General features: G+C 55.6%; 25 protein-coding genes. 11 read left to right on the top strand and 14 right to left on the bottom strand.

The features are described 5' to 3' along the window. Position 1 precedes the first annotated feature (1 nt). The 7 genes from luxS to ACYVG7_RS05530 form a co-directional block, all read right to left on the bottom strand. Positions 2 to 511, bottom strand: a complete 510-nt coding sequence (luxS, locus tag ACYVG7_RS05560) for an S-ribosylhomocysteine lyase (protein WP_460882227.1) — start codon at positions 509 to 511, stop codon at positions 2 to 4. Between the two features lie 25 nt (positions 512 to 536). After that, complete coding sequence (locus tag ACYVG7_RS05555) at positions 537 to 1088, bottom strand: transglycosylase SLT domain-containing protein (protein WP_460882251.1); 552 nt, start codon at positions 1086 to 1088, stop codon at positions 537 to 539. Between the two features lie 84 nt (positions 1089 to 1172). Then, complete coding sequence (locus tag ACYVG7_RS05550; protein WP_460882226.1) at positions 1173 to 1511, bottom strand: P-II family nitrogen regulator; 339 nt, start codon at positions 1509 to 1511, stop codon at positions 1173 to 1175. Between the two features lie 199 nt (positions 1512 to 1710). Then, entirely contained in the window at positions 1711 to 2181 is a 471-nt protein-coding gene (locus tag ACYVG7_RS05545; RefSeq protein WP_460882225.1) for a type IV pilus modification PilV family protein, read from the bottom strand. Between the two features lie 45 nt (positions 2182 to 2226). Further along, positions 2227 to 3228, bottom strand: a complete 1002-nt coding sequence (locus ACYVG7_RS05540; protein WP_460882224.1) for a hypothetical protein — start codon at positions 3226 to 3228, stop codon at positions 2227 to 2229. Then, complete coding sequence (locus tag ACYVG7_RS05535; RefSeq protein WP_460882223.1) at positions 3197 to 3790, bottom strand: prepilin-type N-terminal cleavage/methylation domain-containing protein; 594 nt, start codon at positions 3788 to 3790, stop codon at positions 3197 to 3199. The genes ACYVG7_RS05540 and ACYVG7_RS05535 overlap by 32 nt, the downstream gene beginning before the upstream one ends. Continuing rightward, the gene (locus tag ACYVG7_RS05530) at positions 3784 to 4299 is read right to left on the bottom strand and encodes a prepilin-type N-terminal cleavage/methylation domain-containing protein (RefSeq protein ID WP_460882222.1); all 516 of its coding nucleotides are present in this window, start codon (positions 4297 to 4299) and stop codon (positions 3784 to 3786) included. Before ACYVG7_RS05530 ends, ACYVG7_RS05535 begins: the two co-directional genes overlap by 7 nt. A gap of 69 nt (positions 4300 to 4368) precedes the next feature. Between ACYVG7_RS05530 and ACYVG7_RS05525 the strand changes: the two genes are divergently transcribed. From ACYVG7_RS05525 to ACYVG7_RS05515, 3 genes are all read left to right on the top strand, one after another. Beyond that, positions 4369 to 4746 (top strand): type IV pilin protein, encoded by a 378-nt coding sequence (locus ACYVG7_RS05525; RefSeq protein WP_460882221.1) that lies wholly within the window; start codon positions 4369 to 4371, stop codon positions 4744 to 4746. 203 nt (positions 4747 to 4949) lie between these two features. Then, positions 4950 to 6515: a methyl-accepting chemotaxis protein gene (locus ACYVG7_RS05520; RefSeq protein ID WP_460882220.1), complete on the top strand. Its 1566-nt coding sequence runs from the start codon at positions 4950 to 4952 to the stop codon at positions 6513 to 6515. 73 nt (positions 6516 to 6588) lie between these two features. Beyond that, a complete protein-coding gene (locus tag ACYVG7_RS05515) occupies positions 6589 to 7170 on the top strand; it encodes a superinfection exclusion B family protein (RefSeq protein WP_460882219.1) in 582 nt (193 codons plus the stop codon). 53 nt (positions 7171 to 7223) lie between these two features. On the opposite strand, the gene ACYVG7_RS05510 is transcribed toward ACYVG7_RS05515, so the two are convergent. The 3 genes from ACYVG7_RS05510 to ACYVG7_RS05500 all read right to left on the bottom strand — a co-directional run bounded on the left by ACYVG7_RS05510 (position 7224) and on the right by ACYVG7_RS05500 (position 10010). Further along, the gene (locus ACYVG7_RS05510; protein ID WP_460882218.1) at positions 7224 to 7685 is read right to left on the bottom strand and encodes a methylglyoxal synthase; all 462 of its coding nucleotides are present in this window, start codon (positions 7683 to 7685) and stop codon (positions 7224 to 7226) included. A gap of 121 nt (positions 7686 to 7806) precedes the next feature. Next, positions 7807 to 9111 carry a branched-chain amino acid transport system II carrier protein gene (brnQ, locus tag ACYVG7_RS05505; RefSeq protein WP_460882250.1) on the bottom strand — a complete coding sequence of 435 codons (1305 nt, stop codon included), beginning with the start codon at positions 9109 to 9111 and terminating at the stop codon, positions 7807 to 7809. 191 nt (positions 9112 to 9302) lie between these two features. Continuing rightward, positions 9303 to 10010, bottom strand: a complete 708-nt coding sequence (locus ACYVG7_RS05500) for a tRNA1(Val) (adenine(37)-N6)-methyltransferase (protein WP_460882217.1) — start codon at positions 10008 to 10010, stop codon at positions 9303 to 9305. A 99-nt stretch (positions 10011 to 10109) separates the two neighbouring features. Between ACYVG7_RS05500 and srmB the strand changes: the two genes are divergently transcribed. Beyond that, positions 10110 to 11462 carry an ATP-dependent RNA helicase SrmB gene (srmB, locus tag ACYVG7_RS05495; RefSeq protein WP_460882216.1) on the top strand — a complete coding sequence of 451 codons (1353 nt, stop codon included), beginning with the start codon at positions 10110 to 10112 and terminating at the stop codon, positions 11460 to 11462. A 335-nt stretch (positions 11463 to 11797) separates the two neighbouring features. Further along, positions 11798 to 14557, top strand: coding sequence for an EAL domain-containing protein (locus ACYVG7_RS05490; RefSeq protein WP_460882215.1), 2760 nt, complete (start codon positions 11798 to 11800; stop codon positions 14555 to 14557). A 64-nt stretch (positions 14558 to 14621) separates the two neighbouring features. On the opposite strand, the gene yaaA is transcribed toward ACYVG7_RS05490, so the two are convergent. Genes yaaA through tapT form a run of 3 tightly spaced genes read right to left on the bottom strand, consistent with a single transcriptional unit; the run spans position 14622 to position 17566 of the window. Continuing rightward, the gene (gene yaaA, locus ACYVG7_RS05485; protein WP_460882214.1) at positions 14622 to 15401 is read right to left on the bottom strand and encodes a peroxide stress protein YaaA; all 780 of its coding nucleotides are present in this window, start codon (positions 15399 to 15401) and stop codon (positions 14622 to 14624) included. A gap of 13 nt (positions 15402 to 15414) precedes the next feature. Beyond that, positions 15415 to 16521 carry a PilT/PilU family type 4a pilus ATPase gene (locus ACYVG7_RS05480; protein WP_460882213.1) on the bottom strand — a complete coding sequence of 369 codons (1107 nt, stop codon included), beginning with the start codon at positions 16519 to 16521 and terminating at the stop codon, positions 15415 to 15417. 10 nt (positions 16522 to 16531) lie between these two features. After that, a complete protein-coding gene (gene tapT / locus ACYVG7_RS05475) occupies positions 16532 to 17566 on the bottom strand; it encodes a type IVa pilus ATPase TapT (RefSeq protein ID WP_460882212.1) in 1035 nt (344 codons plus the stop codon). Positions 17567 to 17609: 43 nt separating this feature from the next. On the opposite strand from tapT, the gene ACYVG7_RS05470 reads away from it, so the two are divergent. The 4 genes from ACYVG7_RS05470 to yggU are packed head-to-tail and all read left to right on the top strand — an operon-like array spanning position 17610 to position 20006. Then, positions 17610 to 18314, top strand: coding sequence for a YggS family pyridoxal phosphate-dependent enzyme (locus ACYVG7_RS05470; protein ID WP_460882211.1), 705 nt, complete (start codon positions 17610 to 17612; stop codon positions 18312 to 18314). Continuing rightward, a complete protein-coding gene (gene proC, locus ACYVG7_RS05465) occupies positions 18314 to 19138 on the top strand; it encodes a pyrroline-5-carboxylate reductase (protein WP_460882210.1) in 825 nt (274 codons plus the stop codon). The genes ACYVG7_RS05470 and proC overlap by 1 nt, the downstream gene beginning before the upstream one ends. 8 nt (positions 19139 to 19146) lie before the next feature. Beyond that, a complete protein-coding gene (locus tag ACYVG7_RS05460) occupies positions 19147 to 19704 on the top strand; it encodes a YggT family protein (RefSeq protein WP_460882209.1) in 558 nt (185 codons plus the stop codon). After that, complete coding sequence (gene yggU, locus ACYVG7_RS05455) at positions 19704 to 20006, top strand: DUF167 family protein YggU (protein ID WP_460882208.1); 303 nt, start codon at positions 19704 to 19706, stop codon at positions 20004 to 20006. Before ACYVG7_RS05460 ends, yggU begins: the two co-directional genes overlap by 1 nt. Positions 20007 to 20103: 97 nt before the next feature. Here the strand turns inward: yggU and ACYVG7_RS05450 are convergent, their stop codons facing one another. Beyond that, positions 20104 to 20829, bottom strand: coding sequence for a 1-acylglycerol-3-phosphate O-acyltransferase (locus ACYVG7_RS05450; protein WP_460882207.1), 726 nt, complete (start codon positions 20827 to 20829; stop codon positions 20104 to 20106). 192 nt (positions 20830 to 21021) lie between these two features. On the opposite strand from ACYVG7_RS05450, the gene ACYVG7_RS05445 reads away from it, so the two are divergent. Both ACYVG7_RS05445 and ACYVG7_RS05440 read left to right on the top strand, forming a co-directional pair. After that, entirely contained in the window at positions 21022 to 21750 is a 729-nt protein-coding gene (locus tag ACYVG7_RS05445) for a hypothetical protein (protein WP_460882206.1), read from the top strand. Positions 21751 to 21907: 157 nt separating this feature from the next. Beyond that, entirely contained in the window at positions 21908 to 23566 is a 1659-nt protein-coding gene (locus ACYVG7_RS05440) for an EAL domain-containing protein (RefSeq protein WP_460882205.1), read from the top strand. The last annotated feature ends 55 nt before the right edge of the window (positions 23567 to 23621 follow it).

Raw genomic sequence — 23621 nt, 5'->3', positions numbered from 1 at the left:
GTTACAGACCTGCCAGCTTCTCGTCGGACAGGTTCAGATCATCATTGTGATTGATGCCAATCCCTCGGCTCAGCACGGTCTCGGCAATCGCCTTGGCTTCATCCAGAGAGTGCATCACATAAGTGCCACACTGGTATTCATTCAATTCGGGGATCGCTTGCTGATCCATGACCCGGGTGACATCCGCCATCGCATCGGTCCAGGCTTGCGCCACTCGCTCTTCACTAGGCGCCCCAATAAGACTCATATAAAAACCAGTACGGCAACCCATGGGGGAAATGTCGATGATCTCGACCCCATCACCATTCAGGTGATCGCGCATGAAACCGGCAAACAGATGCTCCAGCGTATGAATGCCCTTCTCCGACAGGATTTCCTGATTCGGGCGGCAAAAACGCAGATCAAACACCGTAATGGTATCCTTACCCGGGGTTTGCATGGTCTTGGCTACCCGAACAGCAGGCGCCAGCATGCGGGTGTGATCGACTTTAAAGCTATCTAACAAAGGCATGACAAGATTCCTCGCGGGGTAAAGATTAAAAATCACATTGCCGATATTGCGCGGCATAACGGTTGGAACGAGCCTCAACCTTACGAGCCGTCGTCATCAGCCAGGCTTTGCTCTTGTAGGTACCACGGCGATATCCGCCCCAGCCCTCATGGTAATTAAGATATTGCCGGTACGCATCCCACTTGGAGACGCCATTGATCTTCTGTGCCTTCCAGGTGTACCAGCCCATAAAATCGATGGCATCGGCAAAATCATCCCGATCCGCCCAACTATTTCCGGTCTCCCGCTGGTAGTCACTCCAGGTCTCATCCTTGACCTGTGCAAAGCCGTACGCGGAACTGGCACGACCCAAGGGGATAAACAGAAAATAACGCATCGGCGGTTGCGCATCATATTTGAAACTCGACTCCTGATACATCATCGCCATCGGCACCTGGATCGGAGTTCCCCACTTCTCGTTCATCTCTTGCGCTGCTTCGTGCCAGTCACTCTTGTCACGAAAAATGGCGCATAAGTCCTCCGGATTATCCGGACGCGAAGTACTGGTGCTACACGCGGTGGCCAACAGGCAAATCATCAGGGTAAACAGACAACGCAAACTGGAGATCCTTTCTTGATACCTCGAACAAGGCCGGCATAACCGGCCCGGAGTCAGCGCGCTTTATACGGCTTCTTCGTTCTCTTCACCAGTCCGGATCCGGATCACTCGCTCCACTGGCGTCACGAAGATTTTACCATCGCCAATCTTGCCGGTGTGGGCACTCTTGGTAATCGCCTCGATGCAGCGCTCGACATCATCGTCCTGCACCACCAGATCCAGCTTCACCTTGGGCAGGAAATCGACCACATATTCGGCACCACGATACAACTCGGTATGCCCCTTCTGACGACCGAACCCCTTCACCTCGGAGACGGTCATCCCACTGATACCGAGATCCCCCAGTGCCTCACGGACATCATCGAGTTTGAACGGTTTGATAATGGCTTCAATCTTCTTCATGAGAACTCCTTGAACGACTCGGTCGGCGCGCCCGTTCCCCCTGCAATGGTCCAATAATTTTCGACGCGCGAGCAGGAACAGCACTGAATAAATAACGAATGAACGACGGGAATCATAAAGAAAAGTGCCCAGCGGCACCAGTAATGGTCACGAGCAAATCCTCGAACAGCGAGTCTGCCAACACTCTTTGCTGTCAGGCTCAATCAAACCACAACTCATGAACCGTCGCCTGGGCATAGGGTGTGATGATGCCTTGCAGTGATAAATGCTGGGGGATCTGTTTGCCATCACGCCAGATGACGACCACCTCGACCTGTTTATATGCTGGCAGTTGCGGCCATTCGCTAGCTGCTGGCCCATCCGCCACCTGCCAGTTCAATTGCAAGGCGCCATCGTCATGGACACCCGCCATCAAAGTCCCTCCCTGATCCTGACGAATATCCTCATAAGCAGATGAACCCGCAGCCTGATGATGGAGCGATCGAAAGTTCCGCAGTTCTTCCAACTTCCCCTGTGCCAGCATCAACGCCTTGGACTGCTGGGTACTGGTTCGCTGGACGCGCAGCATATCGACATGCAATCGGGTCAAGCCTGCCGCACCTATCATCAGGATCGCCAAGCAGACCATTACCTCAATCAGACTCATCCCGCGCGATCTATTCCCTATCATAGAGCCTCCTGAATAGGCCAGCTTGCGGCCATCCCGTCGCAGCCCTTACCAATCTCGCCAACTCCCGGTGACCCGTACCAGCCGGAAGAAACTTGCCCCCTCCTGCATCCGCTGCAAGATCCGGGGCTCATAACGGATATTCAATTGCCGGGGATCCCCGGCCAGCGGTTGTTGACTGATCAAGGCGCCCTCAATCCGGGAGCCATCCGCCAGATGAACCGAGCCCAACGCAGCATCGGCGTCACCGGATGAGTCACCCGAAGTGGTCGATGAGTAGAGGATGACCACGCCAAAGAGTACGCTGGAGTCTTGCAGATAAAAGCTACCATCCCGGATCAACAGGATCACCGGAGCAGCGGCAGAACCAACACTCCTGGCTGGCACGCAGCTGCCGACTATCAAAATGAGCCCGCTGGATTCCGGCGTTACATCCTCACACCCCTGTCGTATTTCGCTGGCCTGATCTTCCAGCCACTGAATGCGCGCACCTTGCTCCCCCTGCGCGACAAAAAGTCCGTCCAGATAGTGCTGCATGGCGGCCGAAGGAATGATCGGAGCTTGCGGCTCAGCCTCCACAGGCTCGCTGATTGACGCGTCAGGTGGTGCCAGTGGGGCCGGCGCCAATTCAGGCGCCAGCACAGCCGTGGGGGGGAGTTCAGGATAAAGCGCTAACCAGGAAAATTGCTGCCGGATCCTGGCTCGCGCATCCCCCGTCGGGCTGCGGCCCTGAGCAACCAGCGTCACTAACGGACTGCCATCCGACGCTGGATAGCCTTTCCACCACAAAACACCATCCGCCAGGGTCTGGGATTCGGGAACTGTCTGTCCCTGGCGGGCCAATTGCGCCATGGCCAGCGCCATCCGGGATTCAGCATCGATCTCGGCCTGCCGGAATGCCTGTTCGCTGTAACCAATCTGTAGCTCTGACTGCATGACATCCACCGTCATCAGCGTCAGCACGCCCAGTAACAACAGGGTCACAACCACCAGGCTGATGGTGGCAAAGCCGGATGCGTTACTGATTCCGTAACCAGAATCTGCGCTCATCATGGACCTCCAACTCGGGATGCTGCGCATCGTGGGCGCTTAGACGCATCACATAGAGTCGGGGGTGGGCCTCTCCCTCGACGACTGGCAATAACTGAAAATTGGAAACCCGGATCGCCCCGTCAGCCATATCTTGCCAGCCAGAATCACGACAGTAGCTGGTCGGTTGTGTTTTCGTCCGCAGCCAGCTGTTCACTTCCAGCCTTTCGCCTGATTCGTTGAAGCGATAGCCGCGGATCTCCTGCTCGCCTCTGTGGACACCATCGGCATCGATATCCATCAACACCACCAAGCAGTGAGGCGCCAGATAAAGACTGGGCGCTGCCGCCACGGGCTTCATGCCAGGGCGAAAAGCACGGTAGCCCGCGCGGCGCAAATCCCGCTCCATGACATCCAGCAACACTTGTACCCCTTGCTGTAACCGGATCCGACTGAGCGCTCGAACATCGATCTGTAATAGCGACTGATGGAGACTGGATAAACACAAGGCCACACTCATGCCAACGACTAATGCCAGCATCAATTCAATCAGCGAAAACCCCGATGACTGGCGTCTCAACATGGTTCACTCCCGGTTCCAGGCTCACAGATCCGGACTCGACCATAGCCGCTGCTCTTCACCATCAGTTGCTGCGAATCGACCTGAAACAAAACATGGCCTGCCGCCATACCCGAACGCTGTCGCTGGATCCCCAGTTCACTCCCCTGGTAGGTCACCTCGGTCAGTTTCACCAGAGGCAGATCCTGACGACTCATCCCTCGGCTTCGCCCATCGCCCGCCACATCACACAGGGCATTGCAACCCGAGCATTCCGAATCCGGGCGATCAGTAATCCGATAGCACCAGTCCGGTTGTACGAAGAAATAGATATTCAGCTCATCCGTACCACGCCGAATGGCCTCGGCTCGGGTCTGGTAAATATCGCTATAGAGGCGGCTAGCGGCGGCGCTCAGCTGGGCTCGCTGCTGTTGCTGGTGATAGCTGGGCACAGCCACCATCAACAAGATGGTGGCCACCGCCATGGCTGTCAGCAACTCCAACAGGGTGAATCCGCACTTTTTATCTCGCACTATGCCTCCCGATCCCGAACTTGCGGGTGAAAAGAGTCATAGGAATAGAGTTCAACAGGAGTAGCAGCAATGGCTATATCTAGCAGCGGCAGCAGTTTGTTCGAGGTGATGATAACCCTGGCGATCGTCGCCATCCTGGCAACTGTCGGCTATCCCAGTTTTCAGTCTTACCTGCTCCAGGCGCGGCGAGGCGAAGCCCAGAACCACTTAATGGCCCTACAACTGCGGCAAGAGGAGTACCGATTGGTTCATGGTCACTACACCGCCGATATGCAGCTATTGCGACCGGAGCCGGGGAGCGATTACGACTTCCAGTTACGCCTGAATGACCTTGGTTATGTGTTGACCGCGAGCGCCCAGGCGGATGGCCGTCAATTTCAGGACACAGAGTGTCGATTACTAAGCCTGGATCAGGATCGGCAATCAGGACCGGAAGCCTGTTGGTAAACACCCCTTGTTAACATTAATTTATCATACTGATAAACATAGGAAAAAAATCGAATGGTTATTGCCTGTACAACAAAAATCTTTCATTAAAAAGACCCATTTCACCTGGTGAAGATTCCCTATAATGTCGAGATAAGAACCATTTCTGATACTATTGACAGTCTTCAAAAACTCGGCATGACGCTTTCCAGGGATATAAGGATATGAATTCGACCGTACATTCCACAGGCCGTGAACGCGAGTTTTCCCGGCAGCATAATCTGATCTCCACCACCGATGCCCAAAGCCGGATCCTTTACGCTAACGAACATTTTTGCAGCATCGCCGGTTATCCGGCAGAAGAGCTGGAGGGCGAGAACCACAACATAGTCCGCCATCCGGACATGCCCAAAGCGGCATTTGCCGACATGTGGCTACACCTCAAGGCCAAAAAGAGTTGGATGGGACTGGTCAAGAACCGGGCTCGCAACGGCGACCACTACTGGGTCAATGCCTATGTGACGCCGATCCTGGATGCTCAGGGTAACCTGATCGAATATCAGTCGGTGCGAACGGCGCCGGAGCGTGACGATATCCAGCGCGCCGAACGGTTTTATCAAACCCTCAACAGCGGCAAGTTGCCACGCGCCTTGCGCCGCAACCTGCCGGGCATCAGCACCCAGACCAAGCTACTACAGTTGTTGACCCTGACACTGCTGCTGGCAGGGCTGTTTGTGCCCTCACCGGTACTGGCTTACTCCGCGTTGGGTGGTTTGCTGCTGCAATTGGCCCACACCAGTTGGTGGAGCCGCCGTCTACAGCGGCTGGCAGGCATGGCTCGGGAACAGATGATCACCGATGTCACTCGCGTTCTGTATACCGAAAAAAATGATGAACTGGCGGCCATCGAACTGATGTTGCGCATGCGCAAGGCGGAACTCAGAGCCATCGTGGGTCGCTCCGGGGACACCAGCGACACTATCTTGCAAGCCGCCGAAGCGGATGTCGCCAATATCCAGTCCATTACGCAAAATCTGGAGCAGCAGCAGGCTGAAACTGAACAACTCGCCACGGCTATCGATGAAATGAGCCGCTCCATTCATGAAGTCGCCAGCAATGCGGCTGCGACATCCGATCTGGTAGCTACCGTGATGGATAACGCCAATAGCGGACGTCGCAGCGTGGAGCAGACCATATCCGCGGTCAATGGTCTGCATGACGAGCTGACCGAAACCACGCGCATCATAGGCGAGTTGACCAAGAGCAGCCTGCAGATTGAACAGATCCTGGATGTCATCACCTCCATCGCCGATCAGACCAACTTGCTGGCGCTGAATGCCGCCATCGAGGCGGCTCGCGCCGGCGAACAGGGTCGAGGCTTTGCCGTAGTGGCCGATGAAATCCGCTCTCTGGCGCTGAAAACCCGCAGCTCGACAGCCGAGATCCAAACCATGATCCACGAATTGCAAGGCACTGCCGAAGACGCATCGCGCACCATGGAAGCTGGACGAGCCGGTTCAGCCACATGCCGTGAACGGGTTGCGGTCACGGGAGAACAGTTGCAGACCATGCAACAGATGCTGGAACGCGTCACCGATGCCAGTCACCAGATTGCGGTCGCCGTGGAAGAGCAGGCCTGTGTGACCGATGAAGTGAATCGCAACATTCATAACATCAAGAGCTTTGCCGAAAACAATACTGAGAAGAGCCATCATGCGGTGGATCGTATTGGCCAACTGGTTGAGCGACTGCAGGCCTTGAGCCGACTGATCCAGCAATTCCAGCGTTGAACAAGCATAGCAGATAGTGGCACGACCTTTGCTTTAGTTGAGTCCTGTACTCGCAACATCAAAGGCCATCCACATGAAATATTGGAATACTCACTTCAGCCAGTTTCAGGCATTCAACTGGTTGATGGTCTGGCTCCTCATGTGCAGTAGTGCCATTCTGCTGTTTCCAGCAGAGAAGTTAGGGCCTGCTGCCGCTGAGTGGCTACACGCCTGCAGCCTCTATCTCTGGCTCGGGATCCTGGTTGCAGGCTCCTATTTCCTCAGTCAGCTGATCCTGATCCTGCTCGATTTAGCCCGCCACCACTACAGCAACTATCAGCAGCGGGAAAAGCTGGAGCAGATGGTTCGCTGCCTGGACTTTAGTGAGCGCGCCGTGCTGCGAGAGTTCATTTTACAGCGCAAGAGCGTCATCAAATTGCCGGTCACCGAGCCTGCCGTCAAAAATCTGTTGGATGCCGGGGTCCTGACCTATGCCTATGGCCAGCCCTTTTCCGAGGATGACATCATGATCAAGGCGTTGATGATCGCCCTGCCCGCTCGGCCGCTGATTACCTACAAGGCGCTGGGCCTGAGCAAGGGGAAGATGAGCGAAGAACAGATTGAGCAGATCATGAGTGCCCGTCCGAAATTCGCGGGCAAGGGATTCGGGCGCTAAGCCATTTACTCCTGAGTCACAACAACAGGCCGGGAATTCCCGGCCTGTTGTTTTTATTCGGTGCGGTTTTTCAGATAGCCGGCATAGTCCGGGATCTCTACCGAGATTTTCTGATTCATATGCGGGCAATCCATCAAGAAGTCCGCCGTCGCCTCGTTGGTGGCCATCGGAATGTTCCAGACGGCCGCCAAGCGCAGCAACGCCTTGACGTCCGGGTCATGAGGCACCGCATTGAGCGGATCCCAGAAGAAGATCAGCACATCGATTTTGCCTTCGGCAATCATGGCGCCCAGCTGTTGATCCCCGCCCATAGGACCGGAAAACAGACAGGTGATCGGGAGACCCGCCTCACGGCTTAACACGGTGCCGGTGGTCCCGGTAGCATAGAGATGATGCAGCTTGAGCTGCTCGCCCCGTACCTTGACCCAACGCACCAGATCCATCTTCTTGTTATCGTGGGCAACCAGAGCGACGCGCTTATGCGCGGCCATCTCGCGGCGAATTGTTGCTTGCATGAAACACTCCTTATGAAAAGCTGACCATTAGTTACCAGATCCGACCGACAAAACCAATCCGCAACGGAAAAGAAAAGGGCGACCGAAGTCGCCCTTTGCACCAGGAAGCATGAAAGCAATGTTATTCAGCTGACAGCGGGTTCAGCTTGGGTGCCATGCGCCAACACAGACACAGCCCCATCGCCAGCAGCGTTGGCAGCAGCCAGGCCAGCCCCAGATCAAACAACGGCAGGAAATTAAACAACTGCAGATCTACACCTGCGGTCTTCAGACCATCCAGCGCCCCGAATAGCATGGACACCAGCAAAACCAGGCGGAATGCTAGGCGCGGATGAGTGAAATGCTCCTTGAGGAAAGTCACCACCACCAGGGCCACGGCGACCGGGTAGATGGCCACCAGCACCGGGATCGACAGGCTGATCAGCGCCGAGAGACCAACGTTGGCAATCAGAGCACAGAGCAGACTCATGCCAATCACCAACCCCTTGTAACTCAAGCGCGGCCATAGGGTGTGGAAAAAATCGGCACAGGCCGAGGTCAACCCCACCGCCGTGGTCAGACAGGCCAGTGAAACGATCCCCGCCAGAATAAATTGTCCGGCCGGACCAAACAGCTTGGCGACATACAAAGCCACGATCTCGCCGCCGTTACTGGGCGCGCTCAGCAAGCCACCAGCAGTGGCCCCCAACTGGAACAAAGAGACATAGACAAAGTCCAGACCTGCGGCGGCGATCAAGCCAGCACGCACCAGATATCGGGTCTGCAAACGGCTATCGCTGATCCCCTTTTGCTTGAGCACGTCGATGATCAACATACCGAACATCAAGGCGCCAAAGGTATCCATGGTGTTATAGCCCTCCAGCAATCCTTTGACGCCGGGGTTGGCCAGATAATCGCCGGTGGCGGCAGGAACCGAGCCCTGTGGCGCGACGAGCACGGCGATGGCCAGCACCACCAGCAACAGCACCAGCACCGGAGTCAGCACCTTGCCAATGGCATCCAGCAGACGCCCTTGATTCAGCGAGAGCACCAACGACAAGCCAAAATAGCCAACGATAAACAGCGTCAGGCTCATTTGTCCGGCCTCGGCCCCCAGAAAGGGTTTCAGCCCCATCTCATAGGCCACCAGGCCAGTCCTCGGGGTGGCAAACGCCGGTCCGATAATGAGATAAGCGGCTACGGCAATGACAATGCCGACTCCCTTGGGCAACAGTTCGGTCATGGTCAGCAGACCACCACCGGCACGCGCCACGGCAATGATGGTGGCCAGTGGCAGACCGACACCCGTCACCAGAAAGCCGAGCATAGCCCAGCTCATCTGTTCACCAGCCAGGAATCCGGCCATCGGGGGGAAGATAATATTGCCTGCGCCCAGGAAGAAGGCGAAGGTCATAAAGCCCAGACCGATAATATCGGCGGTTTTCATGGTTTGACTCACAATGAACTCCAACTCTACATCTTTCGATTTTTTATAGGTTTATAAGATATTAATTCGGGCCCGAGGCCACAGAGCAAGCCACCATCCATGGTCATCAGAGCGGAATAATTGTCTGATGATATGGCTCGCGAAAAGAAGGCAGAAGGATAAAGCAATCGTTATTGAACACAAGATGGCGATTAAAGCTTCAGATAAAAGCCTCGAACCATTTCGCTGTATATATCGGAATATGAGCCATCGCCAGAACATATGACAATATCATTACCAAATAAACGGCCATTACCTCTACTTAATAGCAATAAAAAACGATTAGGCTCTTTTTGTGGCGTCGGAATTAAGCGCTGGGCAAACTCGACTCCTAACCCCAATTGCTCTGCCAGCAGCATAATCCGTTCTGCTGCCGCAATCGGTAACACCAGAGCGATGCGCCCGTTCGGCGCCAATAGCCGCAATCCATGTTCGAGCAATTCCTCATGACTCAGACTTGAGGTATGACGCGCCTGTTGGCGCATCGCTGACAGGAGTGTCTGACCATGTTGAAAGAAGGGTGGGTTGGAGACGATCAAATCAAATGGCTGGGTATCGAGCTGCTGCACCGCGGCAGTCACTACCATGATTCGCTCGGACCAGGGCGAGGAGGCAACATTTTCAGCTGCTTGCGCGGCGGCGCCCGGATCCAGCTCTACCGCCACGATCTGACAATCGGCGGCGGAACGTTGCGCTAGCATCAGAGCAATAAGCCCGGTACCGGTACCAATATCCAGGATCCGCGTCACCCCCGCCACCGGAGCCCAGGCGCCCAATGCTACGCCATCAGTGCCCACCTTCATGGCACAGCGATCCTGAGCAATCGAGAATTGCTTGAATGAAAACTGACCTTTGCCCATCGCGATGGCTTTTCCCCCTGATTTCGGTGCGAGAAGCGGATTTTATCATGCCACTGCCCTATAATGACGGCCCGAATATGTAAGCGAGTATCACCGTCCATGTCCTTCGACAACCTCGATCTTGACTCTTCACTGCTGCGCGCCGTCGCCGAGCAAGGCTTCGTCCGCCCTACCACCATCCAGCAACAGGTCATTCCGGTCGCCATGGACGGGCGAGATATTCTGGCGTCCGCGCCCACAGGAACCGGTAAAACGGCGGCCTTCCTGCTGCCAACCATGCAGCATCTGCTCGACTACCCACGGCGGCGCGCCGGTTCAGCCCGTGTACTGATCCTGACCCCGACTCGTGAGCTGGCGCTGCAGATCACCGAACACGCCAAAGCCCTGGCCGCCCATACCCATCTGGTGATCGCCGCCATCATAGGTGGCGTAGGTCACGACAAACAACTGCCTGCACTGACCGAGACCACCGACATCATAGTCGCCACCCCTGGGCGCCTGATGGAATACATCGAAGCCGAGAGCTTCGACAGTCGTGCCATCGAGATCCTGATCATCGATGAAGCCGACCGCATGCTGGATATGGGTTTCATCGGCGAAGTCGATCGCATCGTCGGTGAAGCGCGCTGGCGCAAACAAACCATGTTGTTCTCCGCCACGCTGGAAGGCACAGGGCTGGTCAAGTTTGCCAACGAAGTGCTTACCGAACCGGCCGAGCTGAATGCTGAATCCCCGCGCAGCGAACGCCGCAAGATCCAGCAGCTGATGTATCTGGCGGACTCTCCGGAGCATAAATTTGCCCTGCTCTGCCATCTGCTGCGCAGTGAAGAGGTCAAGCGCAGCATACTGTTCGTCAAAACCCGGGAACGGCTAGCCGAGCTCTCGGCACAACTGCAGGCCAGTGGCATCAACTGTGCCTGGATCCGTGGCGAGATGGAGCAGGAGAAGCGAGTCGAAGCGATCCGCCGCTTCCGCAACGAAGAAGTGAACGTCCTGGTCGCCACTGACGTTGCTGCACGGGGTATCGACTTGCCGGATGTCAGCCATGTCATCAACGTCGACTTGCCTCGCACCGCCGATGTCTATGTCCACCGCATTGGCCGTACCGGTCGTGCCGGAAAACGCGGTGTCGCCATCAGCCTGGTCGAAGCCCACGACATGCCGATGCTGGGTCGTATCGAGCGCTATACCGAAGAAGAGCTGCGTCGCCGCGTGATCGATGAACTGCGTCCGCAACACAAAACCGCCAAGGTCACCGGCAAGAAAAAGCCGGATGCCAAGAAAGAGAAGCGCAAAGAGCAGGACAAGCGTAAGGCTGCCGAGGCAGAAGAGCCGCGTAAGAAGGAGCGCCTGCGCGACAAGAAGAACAAGGGCAAGCCGGATTGGGCCAAGAAAAAGGCCGCGAAAGAAGCCGCTGCCGCCGCCAAAGAGAAGAAGCAGAGCGGCGAATAACCAGACGCTGAATCAAGCTGCACCGAGACATGAGCGCCATCAGCCAACAAGATGGCGCTCAGCCGAAGAATAGTTATCGCCACCCGTACCCTAGCTCCCCCTTCCTCATCCAAATCCTGAGCGCCTCCTGGCTGCCCACTCAGAACCACAGCCGGAAATCATCATCACGAGTCAGCCTCGTTCACGCGCAAGGCAACTTCTTTGATGCGGCTGCTGATAGTAATGCGCAGACTCTGTGATAACTGACGCCCTTTCCGGCAAAGTGAATTCCCAGCGCGCTAGCTCTGCTTTACAGTCGCTCTGCATTCGTTGTTTTATGCCTTCAGGATCCGCAGATGTTCAATGTGATTCGTCTCAAAGACAGTAAGTTATCCACCCGAGCCAGTTGGCTGTTTGCCAGTGGTTTACTTCTCATCATGGGCGGCAGTCTCTGCGTCTTGAGTCTGTTTTTCTTGCAGTCGATCGGCCAGATTGAACATGAATTTATCGCCCGCAGTAACCAGCAAGCCCGGGAAACTATTTCCCTCAAACTCAACGAGATGGCGACTCGATCCATGGACTGGGCTTACTGGGATGAAACCTACCAATTACTCAGCCGAGGAGACAGTGAGTTTGCCGCTCGCAATCTGAGCACCGAGTCACTGAAAACCAATGATGTAGACCTGATGGCATTTCTGAGTCGACAGGGCCAGGTACGCGAAGCCGTCGAGTTATCCTCTGCTGCCCCTGGAGTCTTGCAACCGTTAACTCCTTCGCGCTGGCAAGCGCTGAGTTCCAGTGAGGGCATCGGCGGTCGACTGTCATTCCTGTTGCAACGACCGGATCAGGAGCGAAAAACAGTCTCCGGCATCATAGCGCTGCAAGGTGAGCCCTATCTGATCGCGGTATCGCCCGTGTTAACCAGTTTGAATCAGGGGCCCGTGGCCGGCTGGATGATCTGGGGCAAGCGCATCAAGTCGTTCTTCCCGGCACAGTACCAGCGCATTCTGGCAACCGATGCCCAGTTACTCTCGCTGCAGCAGTATCCCATGTCGTTGGATAGCATCGTCGAGTCGGACGACAATCTGGAGATCCGCGAGCAGGATGATCGCATCCAGGCCTATAGCCAACTGCGGGATTTGAATCATCATGTGGTCGGCGTCATCCAGGTTTCCACCGCCCGGACCTTGCACCAAGGCGGCCAACTCTCCTTAGTGATCCTGTTTGCCCTGAATCTGGTCGGTGGCACAGCATTGCTGCTCCTGTTCCTGCGCTTGTTCCGCAAGCATGTGACCGAGCGCTTCAATTTGCTGGAGGATGGCCTCAAACAACTAGTCCACGCCAACTGGACAACCCAGTTGCATATCGAAGGGCAAGATGAAATATCCCAAGCCAGCAAGATCATCAATCAGTTGGTCGAGTCCAAGCAGCTATCGCGCTTAGCATTGGACGAGGTCGAACAAAAATTCGCGGCACTGTATGAAAACGCCAGCGTCGGCATCCTGATGGTTCATGACAACCAGATCCTGAGCTTGAATGAAACGGCGCACCACATGCTCGGTTACGAGCAGCAAGACAACCTGTTGGATAAACCCTTCTCCCAACTTTTTCCTACGTCTGCGCCAACAGAGCGCTATAGCCAGACCCGCTTTAACCAGATGCTGGCTCTGGGACACCGCATGGTCGAGTGGGAGCTGATTGGCCACTCGGGATGGCGCTTACCCTGCGAACTCAACCTAACACCGCTGACCCACACCGGGGATCCGGGATGGCTTATCACCATCCGGGATATCACAGAGCGCCGCAACAGCGAGAGTAAAATCAAGCGGCTGAGCCTGTATGACAACCTGACCGGCCTGCTCAACCGCCATCAATTGCAGGCTTTGCTGCAAGGGGATCTGGAGCGGCGAACCAGCCATGCCAGCTACTTCGCGCTGCTGTATATCGATCTTGCCCATTTCAAAAACATCAACGATACCTTCGGCCACAGCACCGGCGATGTGGTGCTGCGCGAAATTGCGGCGCGGCTGACCCGCCAGATGGGTGAACAGATACTCGCCCGCATCGCGGGTGATGAATTCGTGCTGTATCTGCCCCGCATCGGCACCTTCTTCCAACCGATGCGACTGGCCAATCATATCCGCGACTGGATCGCTGAACCCATAGCTGTCGATGATAACGAACTCAGTGTCACCGCCTGTGTCGGTGTCGTCATTGGTGGCAGCGAATTTACCTCGGCCGAAGATGTTTTACGCTGTGCCGACTACGCCCTCAGTCGCGCCAAGCAGCATCCGCAGCAACTGAAGCTCTTCACCCGTCATCTGTACCGGGAAGCCCTTGAATCAACCCTGATCAAGCGCGATTTGCCTCATGCCATCCGCAATGACCATTTGATCGCCTATTTTCAGCCGATTGTCGATGCGCAACATGGCCGCATGGTGGGCATTGAAGCGCTGGCGCGCTGGAACCATCCGGAGCAGGGATTTATCTCACCGGCCAAATTTATACCTATCGCGGAAGAAGGACCTCTGATACTGGAGCTCGGGGAAAAGATCCTGTTTCAGGCCTGCCATATCGGCCATCAACTCAATCAAAACCGTCAGGCTGCGGGACTATCGCCGCTGCTGATCCATGTCAATCTGTCGGCTCGTCACTTCGCCAGTCACACACTGCTGCCGACGCTGGAAGAAACATTGAGGATCACGCAGATGCCTCCCGAACAATTGGCCATCGAAATCACCGAGACCATGCTGCTCGAATCACCGCGCGAGTCCATCCGGCGTATGCAGCGCATCAAACAACTGGGCATTCATTTAGCACTCGATGATTTCGGCACGGGTTATTCAGCTCTCAACACCCTCTGCCAGTATCCTATTGATGTGGTGAAGCTCGATCGCAGTTTCGTGTTGCGATTAATGGAAGGAAAACAGGGGGAGTTGCTGGTGCGGGCCATCATCAACATGGCGCGGGATCTGGGGCTGGATGTGATTGCCGAGGGCGTGGAGACACAAGCCCAGCAGCAGCGACTGTGTGCCTTGGGGATCCGGGAAATTCAGGGGTTTTACTACTATCGCCCCATGTCGTCGGACGACCTGATGGCGCTGCAACAAAGCTGATGCCAGAAAATGGAAAACAAAAGGGCCATTTGGCCCTTTTTGTTATTTCAGGTCCTGGTAGATATCAGCTATCAGCTTCGGCACGGCGAAACAGCGGGCGCTCGGGTGTCGAACCCTCCGGGCAATAGCGGTATCCTTGCTCGGCAAAATCCAGCACCCCTTCCGGGCGATCAATCCGCTGCTTGACGATAAACCGCGCCATCATGCCCCGCGCCTTCTTAGCATGGAAACTGATGATCTTGTACTTGCCGTTTTTCTCATCCTCAAACACCGGCGAGATCAGCCGCCCGGCCAATGCCTTGGGTTTAACCGCCTTGAAGTACTCTTCCGAGGCAAGGTTCAGCACCAGAGGCGTCGACTGTTCAGCAAGCGCCAGATTGAGATGTTCGGTGATACGAGATCCCCAGAAGGTATAGAGATCCTTACCCCGTTCATTGGCAAGACGAGTACCCATCTCCAACCGATAGGCCTGCATCAGATCCAGCGGGCGCAACACCCCATACAGTCCAGATAGGATCCGAAGGTGCTGCTGGGCAAATTCAAAATCCTCGGCACTGAAATCGGCAACCGCGAGGCCCGTATAGACATCACCCTTGAAGGCTAAAATCGCCTGCCGGGCATTATCCAGATCAAACTCCGGCTGCCACTCGGCAAAGCGAGCTGCATTCAAACCGGCCAGCTTGTCGCTGATACTCATCAACGACGCCAGCTGGGCTGGCGTCAAGGTGCGGCAATGGGCGATCAAACGAGTCGATTCCGATAATAACTCTGGCTGACTGAAACGCTCGGTCACCCGAGGCGACTCATAGTCCAGGGTCTTGGCCGGGGATAACAGCACTAACATACGCAACACACTCCTAATCAATCGTCACGTTGTTCAGCATACCGGCATCCGGTGACACACCACCATCCAGTTTGATCATCAGGCGCACATCGTTGGGCGAATCGGCATAGGCCAGAGCCTCGCTATAACCAATAACCCCCTGGCGATAGAGATCAAACAGTGACTGATCGAAGGTCATCATCCCCTGCTCCCGCGACTTGGCCATCACCTCCTTGAGACGGTGCATCTCGCCCTTCAGCAAAATATCCTTCACCAAGGGTGTGCTAACCAATAACTCGAAAGCGGCACGTCGTCCCTGACCATCCCGAGTCGGAATCAATTGCTGGGCCACAATCGCTTTCAAGTTGAAAGAGAGATCGTACAGCAGCTGCCGGTGCTTCTCGACCGGGACCAAATGCAGGATCCGCTCTATGGCTTGGTTGGCATTATTGGCGTGCAAGGTTGCCATACACAGGTGGCCAGTCTCGGCAAAGGACAGGGCAAACTCCATGGTTTCCTGAGAGCGAATTTCCCCCAGCAGGATCACATCCGGAGCCTGACGCAGTGCCGACTTGAGCGCGGCATCAAAGGAATCAGTATCGGTTCCCACCTCGCGCTGGGTGATCAGCGAGCGGCCATGGCGATGCACAAATTCCACCGGATCTTCGATGGTCAGAATATGACCATCCGTAGTCCGGTTACGGTAGCCGATCATGGCCGCCTGGGTTGTCGACTTACCTGCCCCGGTCGCGCCGACAAACAGCAACAAGCCGCGCTTGGCAACCCCGATTTCACGCAATATCCCTGGCAGGAACAGCTCTTCTATGGTCGGGATCTCGGTCACAATGCGCCGTAGCACCATGCCGGGACACCCCATCTGCCAGAAGCAGCTGATCCGGAAACGACCCAGCTCCGGACGTTGAATGGCAAAATTGGCTTCATGACATTGGCAGTAGCGGTCGTAGGCGGCTGGGGTCATCACCTCACGAATAAATTCCGAGACCATCTCGTCATCCAGGCGCACTGTGCCCAGCGCCACCAGCTTGCCGTTGACCTTTAAACAGGGTTCGATCCCCACCGAGAGAAAGAGATCCGAACCCTTCTGATCCACCAGCAGCCGTAACAGGCTATCGATTTTCATCGTCTATTCCTTAGATGCTATTTGGATCCATGGCCTTGGTCTTGGCATCGGCCTGAGTCACTAACCCTCGGGCTACCATCTGCTTGAGGCACTGATCCATGGTTTGCATGCCGTGAATCATCCCGGTCTGGATCACCGAATACATCTGGGCAATCTTGTCTTCCCGGATCAGGTTCCGGATAGCCGGGATACCAATCATGATTTCGTGAGCAGCGACGCGACCGCCCCCCACCCGTTTGAGCAGCGTCTGGGAGATAACTGCCCGCAACGATTCGGACAACATGGAACGCACCATGTCCTTCTCGGCGCCGGGGAAGACGTCGATGATCCGGTCTATGGTCTTGGCTGCCGAGCTGGTGTGCAAGGTACCAAACACCAGATGCCCAGTTTCCGCGGCGGTCAGCGCCAGACGTATGGTTTCCAGATCCCGCATTTCCCCGACCAGCACGATATCCGGATCTTCCCGCAATGCAGAACGCAATGCATTGCTGAAGCCCAAGGTATCGCGGTGCACTTCCCGCTGGTTAATCAGGCAGCGTTTGTTTTCATGGACGAATTCGATGGGGTCTTCAATGGTCAGGATATGGTGATGAAATGACTCATTGATGTAGTCAACCATGGCCGCCAGCGTCGTGGATTTACCGGAGCCGGTTGGCCCGGTCACCAGCACCAGGCCACGCGGGTATTCGGATATCTGCCGGAAAATATCCGGCGCACCGAGTTCGTCCAGACTCAGCACCAGGCTGGGAATGGTCCGGAACACAGCCGCGACCCCGCGATTCTGGTGAAAAGCGTTGACCCGGAAACGCGCCAGATTGGGCACCTCGAACGAAAAGTCGACTTCCAGATTCTCTTCCAGCTCTTTGCGCTGATGGTCGTTCATGATGTCATACACCAGGCTGTGCACCTGACGATGCTCCAGCGCAGGCAAGTTGATCTTGCGTACGTCGCCATCCACCCGGATCATCGGCGGGACCCCGGCAGAAAGGTGTAGATCCGATGCTTTATGTTTTACACTAAACGCCAATAATTCTGTGATATCCATGTGTTACCCACTCTTCGTCAATCTAGGCACTTGTAAAACTACTATGAGCGATATTGCCCAACACTTACTACAGGTTCAGACACGAATTGCCGAAGCCGCCGCCCTGGTGGGCCGTTCGGCTTCAGAAATCCAGCTCTTGGCGGTCAGCAAGACCAAGCCTCTGGCTGCAGTGCTGGCCGCTTATCAGGCTGGCCAACGCCGCTTTGGTGAATCCTATGCACAAGAAGCCGTCCAGAAGGTGCAAGCCTTGCGTGACGCTGGTGTGAGCGATATTGAATGGCACTTCATCGGGCCCTTGCAGTCGAACAAAACTCGTCCCATCGCCGAACATTTTGACTGGGTCGATAGCGTAGACCGGCTAAAAATTGCCGAACGCCTCAATGCACAACGCCCCGATGACTTACCACCGCTGAACATCTGTATCCAACTCAATATTAGCGGAGAAAGCCAGAAATCGGGTACGACCGAAGCCCAAGTTTTGGATCTGGCTACCCGGATCCATCAATTTCCACGTCTGAAATTGCGCGGTTTGATGGCGATTGCAGAAAATACCGAGGACGATGCAGTGCTCAAGCAGAGCTTTTTGCGTCTGCAGCGGCTTTTTGGCACATTACAGCAACAATTTCCGTCCATGGACACGCTGTCCATGGGCATGACCCACGACCTTGAGGTGGCTGTTGCCTGTGGCAGTAGCCAGGTGCGGATTGGCACCGCCATCTTCGGGGCACGAGACGACAGGCAGGACTAATGGAACAGCGCAAGATTGCTTTTATTGGCGGCGGCAACATGGCCCGCAGCCTGATCAGTGGGCTGATCAATGCCGGTCACCCGGCTCACCTGATCCACGTCACCGACCTGGATCAGGACAAGCTCACCGAACTGGCCGAACAGTTCGGAATCCAGGCAGGGATGGATAATGCCCTCGCCGCACAACAAGCCGATGTACTGGTGCTGGCAGTCAAACCACAGTACATGGCCGAGATGCTGACCGCCCTGACTGCAACGCTGGGCGATTACCAGCATAAACTGGTGATCTCCATTGCCGCCGGGATATCAGTCACTCGCCTGAGCGAGTTGCTGGGTGGTCATGGCAATATAGTGCGCACCATGCCCAATACTCCGGCCTTGATTGGCTTAGGGATGACAGGGCTATTTGCCGCCCCGAATGTCAGCCTGGCCGATTGCGACTTCGCCGAACAGATGCTGCAAGCGGTCGGCAAAACGGTCTGGGTTGGCGACGAAGCAGGCATCAATAGCGTGATCGCCGCTTCAGGCTCAGCGCCGGCCTATTTTTTCCTGTTCATGCAATTGATCGCTGAAGAAGCCGAACGTATGGGCTTCTCGGCCGAACAGGCACGGCTGCTGGTGCAGCAAACGGCGCTCGGCTCTGCGCAGATGGTGGTCGATAACCCACACCTTGATCTGGAAACGCTACGCGCTCAGGTCACCTCCAAAGGCGGCACCACAGCCGAAGCGATCCGCTCGTTTGAAGAGCAAGGATTGGCACAGCTGGTGAGTCAGGCTATGCAGGCGGCGGTGCAACGCGCCGAAGAGATGGAACAATTGTTTTAAGGGATCCCATGGCAACTCTTTATTTTCTCATCAATACCCTGTTCGACATCTATCTGATGATCGTGTTGTTACGCATCTGGTTGCAGTGGACGCGGGCCGATTTTTATAACCCGTTGAGCCAATTTATTGTCAAGGCGACCCATCCGATCCTGGCACCCATGCGACGGGTCATTCCGAGCCTTGGCAGCCTGGATATGGCGGCCGTGGTGCTGGCTCTGCTGGTTGCACTGCTGAAATTTGTCGCCTTTACCTTGCTCGCCTCGGCGGCCTTCCAACCCTTACCCCTGCTGATGTTCAGCCTACTGCTGGTCCTCAAACAAGCAGGCTCTTTGCTGTTCTGGATGCTGGTGCTACGCGCTATTCTCAGCTGGGTAAGCCAGGGCCGTAGCCCGGTTGATCATGTGCTGCTGCAATTGACCGAGCCCTTGCTCTCCCCCATCCGTCGCATCATTCCGCCCATGGGTGGACTCGATCTGTCGGTGCTGGTGCTGTTTCTCATCCTGCAGGCCATCAATATTTTCCTGTCGACCACAGGTTGGATTGCACCCATCTGGAATCAGCTGTAGTGGTGGCAGTGCGCCGGGACGGGGAGGACTTGTGGCTGGATCTGCTGATCCAGCCCAAGGCCAGCCGGGATCAGATCCAGGGATTACATGGTGAAGAGCTGAAGGTAGCCATCACGGCACCGCCGGTCGATGGCCAGGCCAATAGCCACCTCATCAAGTATCTGGCCAAGCAATTCAAGGTGGCCAAGGGGCAAATCCAGATCGTGCGCGGCGAACTCGGGCGGCACAAAACAGTAACAGTCCACGCGCCCAAGCAACTACCGGATGAGATAGCTCAGTTGCTGGCGTCAACCCCGGGCTGATGTCGGCCACAACGGATGCCGAAGATGCAGGTGAGAACATGAAAAAGGGCGCCACTGATGGGCGCCCTACTACTATTTATGGGCGGCATTCACCCGCTCACGCTGGACGGCGAACCTTGGCATCCAGCTCCACCAGCTTGTTCTGCATGGCAGTGCGCACAAACTCGGAACATTCACGCACCTGCTCCCGCTGCCACTGGGCAGAGTCAATCGGTGGCAACATCTCGATCAGAATTTCACCATTGTCCCAGCGATTCAAATCGATCTGGGTGGCGTAGCTGGTTGCCACAATCGGCACAATAGGCACCCCGGCCTGCATGGCGGTATGGAAGGCGCCGGTCTTGAATGGCAACATGCCCCGGCCACGGGAGCGGGTACCTTCTGGAAACATCCAGATCGACAGACGACTGCTGCGGATCTTGTCCACCACCTGACGAATGGTATCGATGGCTCGGGAACGATTGGAACGATCAATCAGTATGTTGCCGGAGAGATAAAACAGCAGGCCAAACAACGGCAGCCACACCAGACTCTTTTTACCCACAGCGACCACACCGGGCTGTACCGCACCGGTCAGGACCATGATGTCCCAATTGGTCTGATGGTTGGCGACGTAGACCGCAGGTCCCAGATCCCGACACTCTTGCGGAATCGAGATCCGCACTTTGACGCCCAGCAGCGGACAAGCGCGATGCATCATACGGTTGGATAGCCAGTAAACATTGGTGCGATGACGCGGGCGCAACAGACAAATCAGCAACCCGAACACAAACCAGACCACCAGCAAAATTCCCAGCAGGCCCAGTCGTAACATTTTCAGCATAACGATCCCTCTTTTTGAAGGCCGATAGTATATCACCGCCTCTGAAACCTCACAGCATCCGCACCTCACAGAAGCACCTTAGCCGTTGCTTTTCATCGCAGCAGGCACTTATCACGTCCCATGCATCCACCGCTGGAGCTTGGACGGCACCCCAGTTAGACTCGGTCTATCGTCATGGAATTGGAGTCCTTCATGTCAACCTGGATACCGCAGCATTCACGGCTCGCGAGCCTTACCCTCCTCCTCGGTGCGCTGCTCACCAGTGGTTGCGCGACCGTGCGGCAAGATCCAGCGCCAACCCTGAGTCTGGATGCCAGCAGCGGTCATGCCCGTTTCATAGGCCCCATCGACTGGGACTCGGTGCATCGCTTTCAAGCCCTGGTCAAAGGCCAATCGGTGCGCGTGCTCGAGGTGGATTCCCGAGGCGGAAGTACCGAAGCCGCCATTGCGCTAGGCTACTGGATCCATCAGCAAGGCCTGACGCTGGAGGTCAGTCGGCTCTGCCTGGGCAGTTGCGCCAACTACTGGTTCCCGGCAGCACGCAAAAAACTGATCCAGCCCGGAGCCATAGTCGCCTGGCAAGGCAACCTGCATTATCAGTTGCTGCAACACGAGCAACCTGAGTTGTTCGAGCAGACGGCCGTAACCGCCTCCGGCAATGAGATCCGATTACTGCGCCAACAAGTATCGCTGGAGCAGTTGTTTTTCAAACAGATAGGCGTCGACGAGCGAGTGTGCTGGATTGGTAAACTGCCTCCCTACAAGGCGAACGGCTATTTCGTGTTACCACCGGAAGATCTGCGCCGTTTTGCCATTCGCGAGGTCCGTACCGAGATCGACTATTCGGCGCGTAGCGTCGAGCGCTGGCAGCCGCAGTTTCCGGTGCAAAAAGTTGTATTGCCGTTTGGTGGAGCTCTCTGAGACGGCTTTGGACCCGCAACATCACAGTGGCAAGAATCTGAAAACGTATTCAAAATCTGATAGATAGACCCATGACGCAAATTCGACCCTGAGTGGTGGGCAAAAAAAGAGCGGTTGTTATGATGACGCAGTCTTTCCCTGTTCCTCTGGATCTGCCATGCGCTCCTACCGTCACTACTGGATGGCTTATGCCCTCTTCATCCTGATCCCGGTGGTCATCCTGACCCTGGTCAGTGGCTATGTGGCAGACTGGCAAGTCCGCAACCGCACCCACGAGTTATCCAGCGATCTGACCAATCACGTCAACAATACTCTGGATGAAGCGGAGAGCCTGCTGTTACTGCTGGCTGATCGATCCCAGGGGATCTGCACCAAAGAGAGCCTGAAACTGATGCGCTCGCTGGCTTATGACTATGCCTATATTCGTGAGGCGGCGGTCATCAATAAGGGCCTGGTGCGCTGCTCATCCTGGGGTATGCATACCCCGCCCATCAAAATGAGCGCGATGGATTCAGTATTTATCCCTGGCCGCTGGCGGCTGACCAACATTCATGGTTCCGAATTCGGCGACCTGAATAACTATTCGAACATTCTGGCTTTGGGGATCGAAGCGGATAAGGGTGTCAACCTACTTCTGAACCAACAAGAGTTCTTCCGCCCACTGCTGTCGACCGGGGATGTTCCGGTTGCGGCGCTGATCACCATCCGCGCCAATCACCAACCCCTGGGCATGCTGCTACCGAATAAAAACCTGCTGATGTATGACGGAACCGCCATCAAGGATGGTCTGCCCGGCTCACGCTATACGATATCCACAGAGTCGCGTGACGGCCTGCTGCGCATTACCACCGAGGTATCGCCCCACTACTTTCTCGCCACCTGGGGGCTATTGGCACCCATTTTCGTTGGCAGTGCCCTGTTCTTTACCGCGTTAATGTGGGGATTGTGGCACTACATGAAATCCGGGCGCGGATTCAGTCGTGAAATCAGCAGTGAACTGGGGCGAGCCATCCGCAATCAGGAATTTGTCATTCATTATCTGCCCACCATGGACAACCAGAGCGGCCTTTGTATCGGTGCCGAAGCGCTGATCCGCTGGAATCATCCCCGGCAAGGGTTGGTGATGCCGGATATCTTTATTCCGATGGCCGAACGTACCGGCATGATAGTGCCCATGACCCAGTGGCTGATCGAACAGCTCTCCATCGAGATGGGCGAGTGGTTAAAAGCCAACCCAACCTGTTATCTGTCGATCAATATCAGCGCCTCGCATTTTGAGTCCCCGTTTTTCCTCAAACGGGCCTATCAGACCCTGCATCGCCATGGTATTCATCCCAGTCAACTGACCCTGGAAATTACGGAGCGCGAACTGATCGATAACTCCTGCAGTACGACACGCAAAGTGCTGCAACTGGCCAACCAGTACGGTTTTAAACTGGCAATTGATGATTTTGGTACCGGTTATAACAACCTGGCCCGACTCTATGAATTCGGTTTTGAACTCATCAAGATCGACCGTAGTCTGGTGCGAATGGCCGTGGATAAAGAAGGGGGAGATCGAATTTTTGATGCCGTGCTGACCGTCGCAAACGGCTATGGTGCCCCGGTATTAGTGGAAGGGGTAGAGCTCGCCGCCGATGTGGCCTTTGTTGCTCGACGCCATATCCACAGTCTACAAGGCTGGCATTTCTCCAAACCGATCAATAGCATAGAGTTCAAGAAGTTCCACCAAGCCCATCAGATGCCCAACGTCAACAAACTGGTCCCCGAAGTCGGTTACGGCCGACCCCGTATGGCGAGCACAGTGGTTAATTGAGCAGCAACTCGCCAGCACTGTGCTTTATTTACAACGCAATACCGCTATGGCGGCG

This window comes from Pseudaeromonas pectinilytica, assembly GCF_054780855.1.
This window is presented reverse-complemented; position numbering and strand designations above follow the sequence as displayed.

Excerpts from the sequence above, each read along its gene's own strand:
- luxS (WP_460882227.1), bottom strand. The coding sequence starts at position 511 with ATGCCTTTGTTAGATAGCTTTAAAGTCGATCACACCCGCATGCTGGCG.
- ACYVG7_RS05555 (WP_460882251.1), bottom strand. The coding sequence starts at position 1,088 with ATGATTTGCCTGTTGGCCACCGCGTGTAGCACCAGTACTTCGCGTCCG.
- ACYVG7_RS05550 (WP_460882226.1), bottom strand. The coding sequence starts at position 1,511 with ATGAAGAAGATTGAAGCCATTATCAAACCGTTCAAACTCGATGATGTC.
- ACYVG7_RS05545 (WP_460882225.1), bottom strand. The coding sequence starts at position 2,181 with ATGATAGGGAATAGATCGCGCGGGATGAGTCTGATTGAGGTAATGGTC.
- ACYVG7_RS05540 (WP_460882224.1), bottom strand. The coding sequence starts at position 3,228 with ATGAGCGCAGATTCTGGTTACGGAATCAGTAACGCATCCGGCTTTGCC.
- ACYVG7_RS05535 (WP_460882223.1), bottom strand. The coding sequence starts at position 3,790 with ATGTTGAGACGCCAGTCATCGGGGTTTTCGCTGATTGAATTGATGCTG.
- ACYVG7_RS05525 (WP_460882221.1), top strand. The coding sequence starts at position 4,369 with ATGGCTATATCTAGCAGCGGCAGCAGTTTGTTCGAGGTGATGATAACC.
- ACYVG7_RS05520 (WP_460882220.1), top strand. The coding sequence starts at position 4,950 with ATGAATTCGACCGTACATTCCACAGGCCGTGAACGCGAGTTTTCCCGG.
- ACYVG7_RS05515 (WP_460882219.1), top strand. The coding sequence starts at position 6,589 with ATGAAATATTGGAATACTCACTTCAGCCAGTTTCAGGCATTCAACTGG.
- ACYVG7_RS05510 (WP_460882218.1), bottom strand. The coding sequence starts at position 7,685 with ATGCAAGCAACAATTCGCCGCGAGATGGCCGCGCATAAGCGCGTCGCT.
- brnQ (WP_460882250.1), bottom strand. The coding sequence starts at position 9,111 with ATGAAAACCGCCGATATTATCGGTCTGGGCTTTATGACCTTCGCCTTC.
- ACYVG7_RS05500 (WP_460882217.1), bottom strand. The coding sequence starts at position 10,010 with ATGGGCAAAGGTCAGTTTTCATTCAAGCAATTCTCGATTGCTCAGGAT.
- srmB (WP_460882216.1), top strand. The coding sequence starts at position 10,110 with ATGTCCTTCGACAACCTCGATCTTGACTCTTCACTGCTGCGCGCCGTC.
- ACYVG7_RS05490 (WP_460882215.1), top strand. The coding sequence starts at position 11,798 with ATGTTCAATGTGATTCGTCTCAAAGACAGTAAGTTATCCACCCGAGCC.
- yaaA (WP_460882214.1), bottom strand. The coding sequence starts at position 15,401 with ATGTTAGTGCTGTTATCCCCGGCCAAGACCCTGGACTATGAGTCGCCT.
- ACYVG7_RS05480 (WP_460882213.1), bottom strand. The coding sequence starts at position 16,521 with ATGAAAATCGATAGCCTGTTACGGCTGCTGGTGGATCAGAAGGGTTCG.
- tapT (WP_460882212.1), bottom strand. The coding sequence starts at position 17,566 with ATGGATATCACAGAATTATTGGCGTTTAGTGTAAAACATAAAGCATCG.
- ACYVG7_RS05470 (WP_460882211.1), top strand. The coding sequence starts at position 17,610 with ATGAGCGATATTGCCCAACACTTACTACAGGTTCAGACACGAATTGCC.
- proC (WP_460882210.1), top strand. The coding sequence starts at position 18,314 with ATGGAACAGCGCAAGATTGCTTTTATTGGCGGCGGCAACATGGCCCGC.
- ACYVG7_RS05460 (WP_460882209.1), top strand. The coding sequence starts at position 19,147 with ATGGCAACTCTTTATTTTCTCATCAATACCCTGTTCGACATCTATCTG.
- ACYVG7_RS05450 (WP_460882207.1), bottom strand. The coding sequence starts at position 20,829 with ATGCTGAAAATGTTACGACTGGGCCTGCTGGGAATTTTGCTGGTGGTC.
- ACYVG7_RS05445 (WP_460882206.1), top strand. The coding sequence starts at position 21,022 with ATGTCAACCTGGATACCGCAGCATTCACGGCTCGCGAGCCTTACCCTC.
- ACYVG7_RS05440 (WP_460882205.1), top strand. The coding sequence starts at position 21,908 with ATGCGCTCCTACCGTCACTACTGGATGGCTTATGCCCTCTTCATCCTG.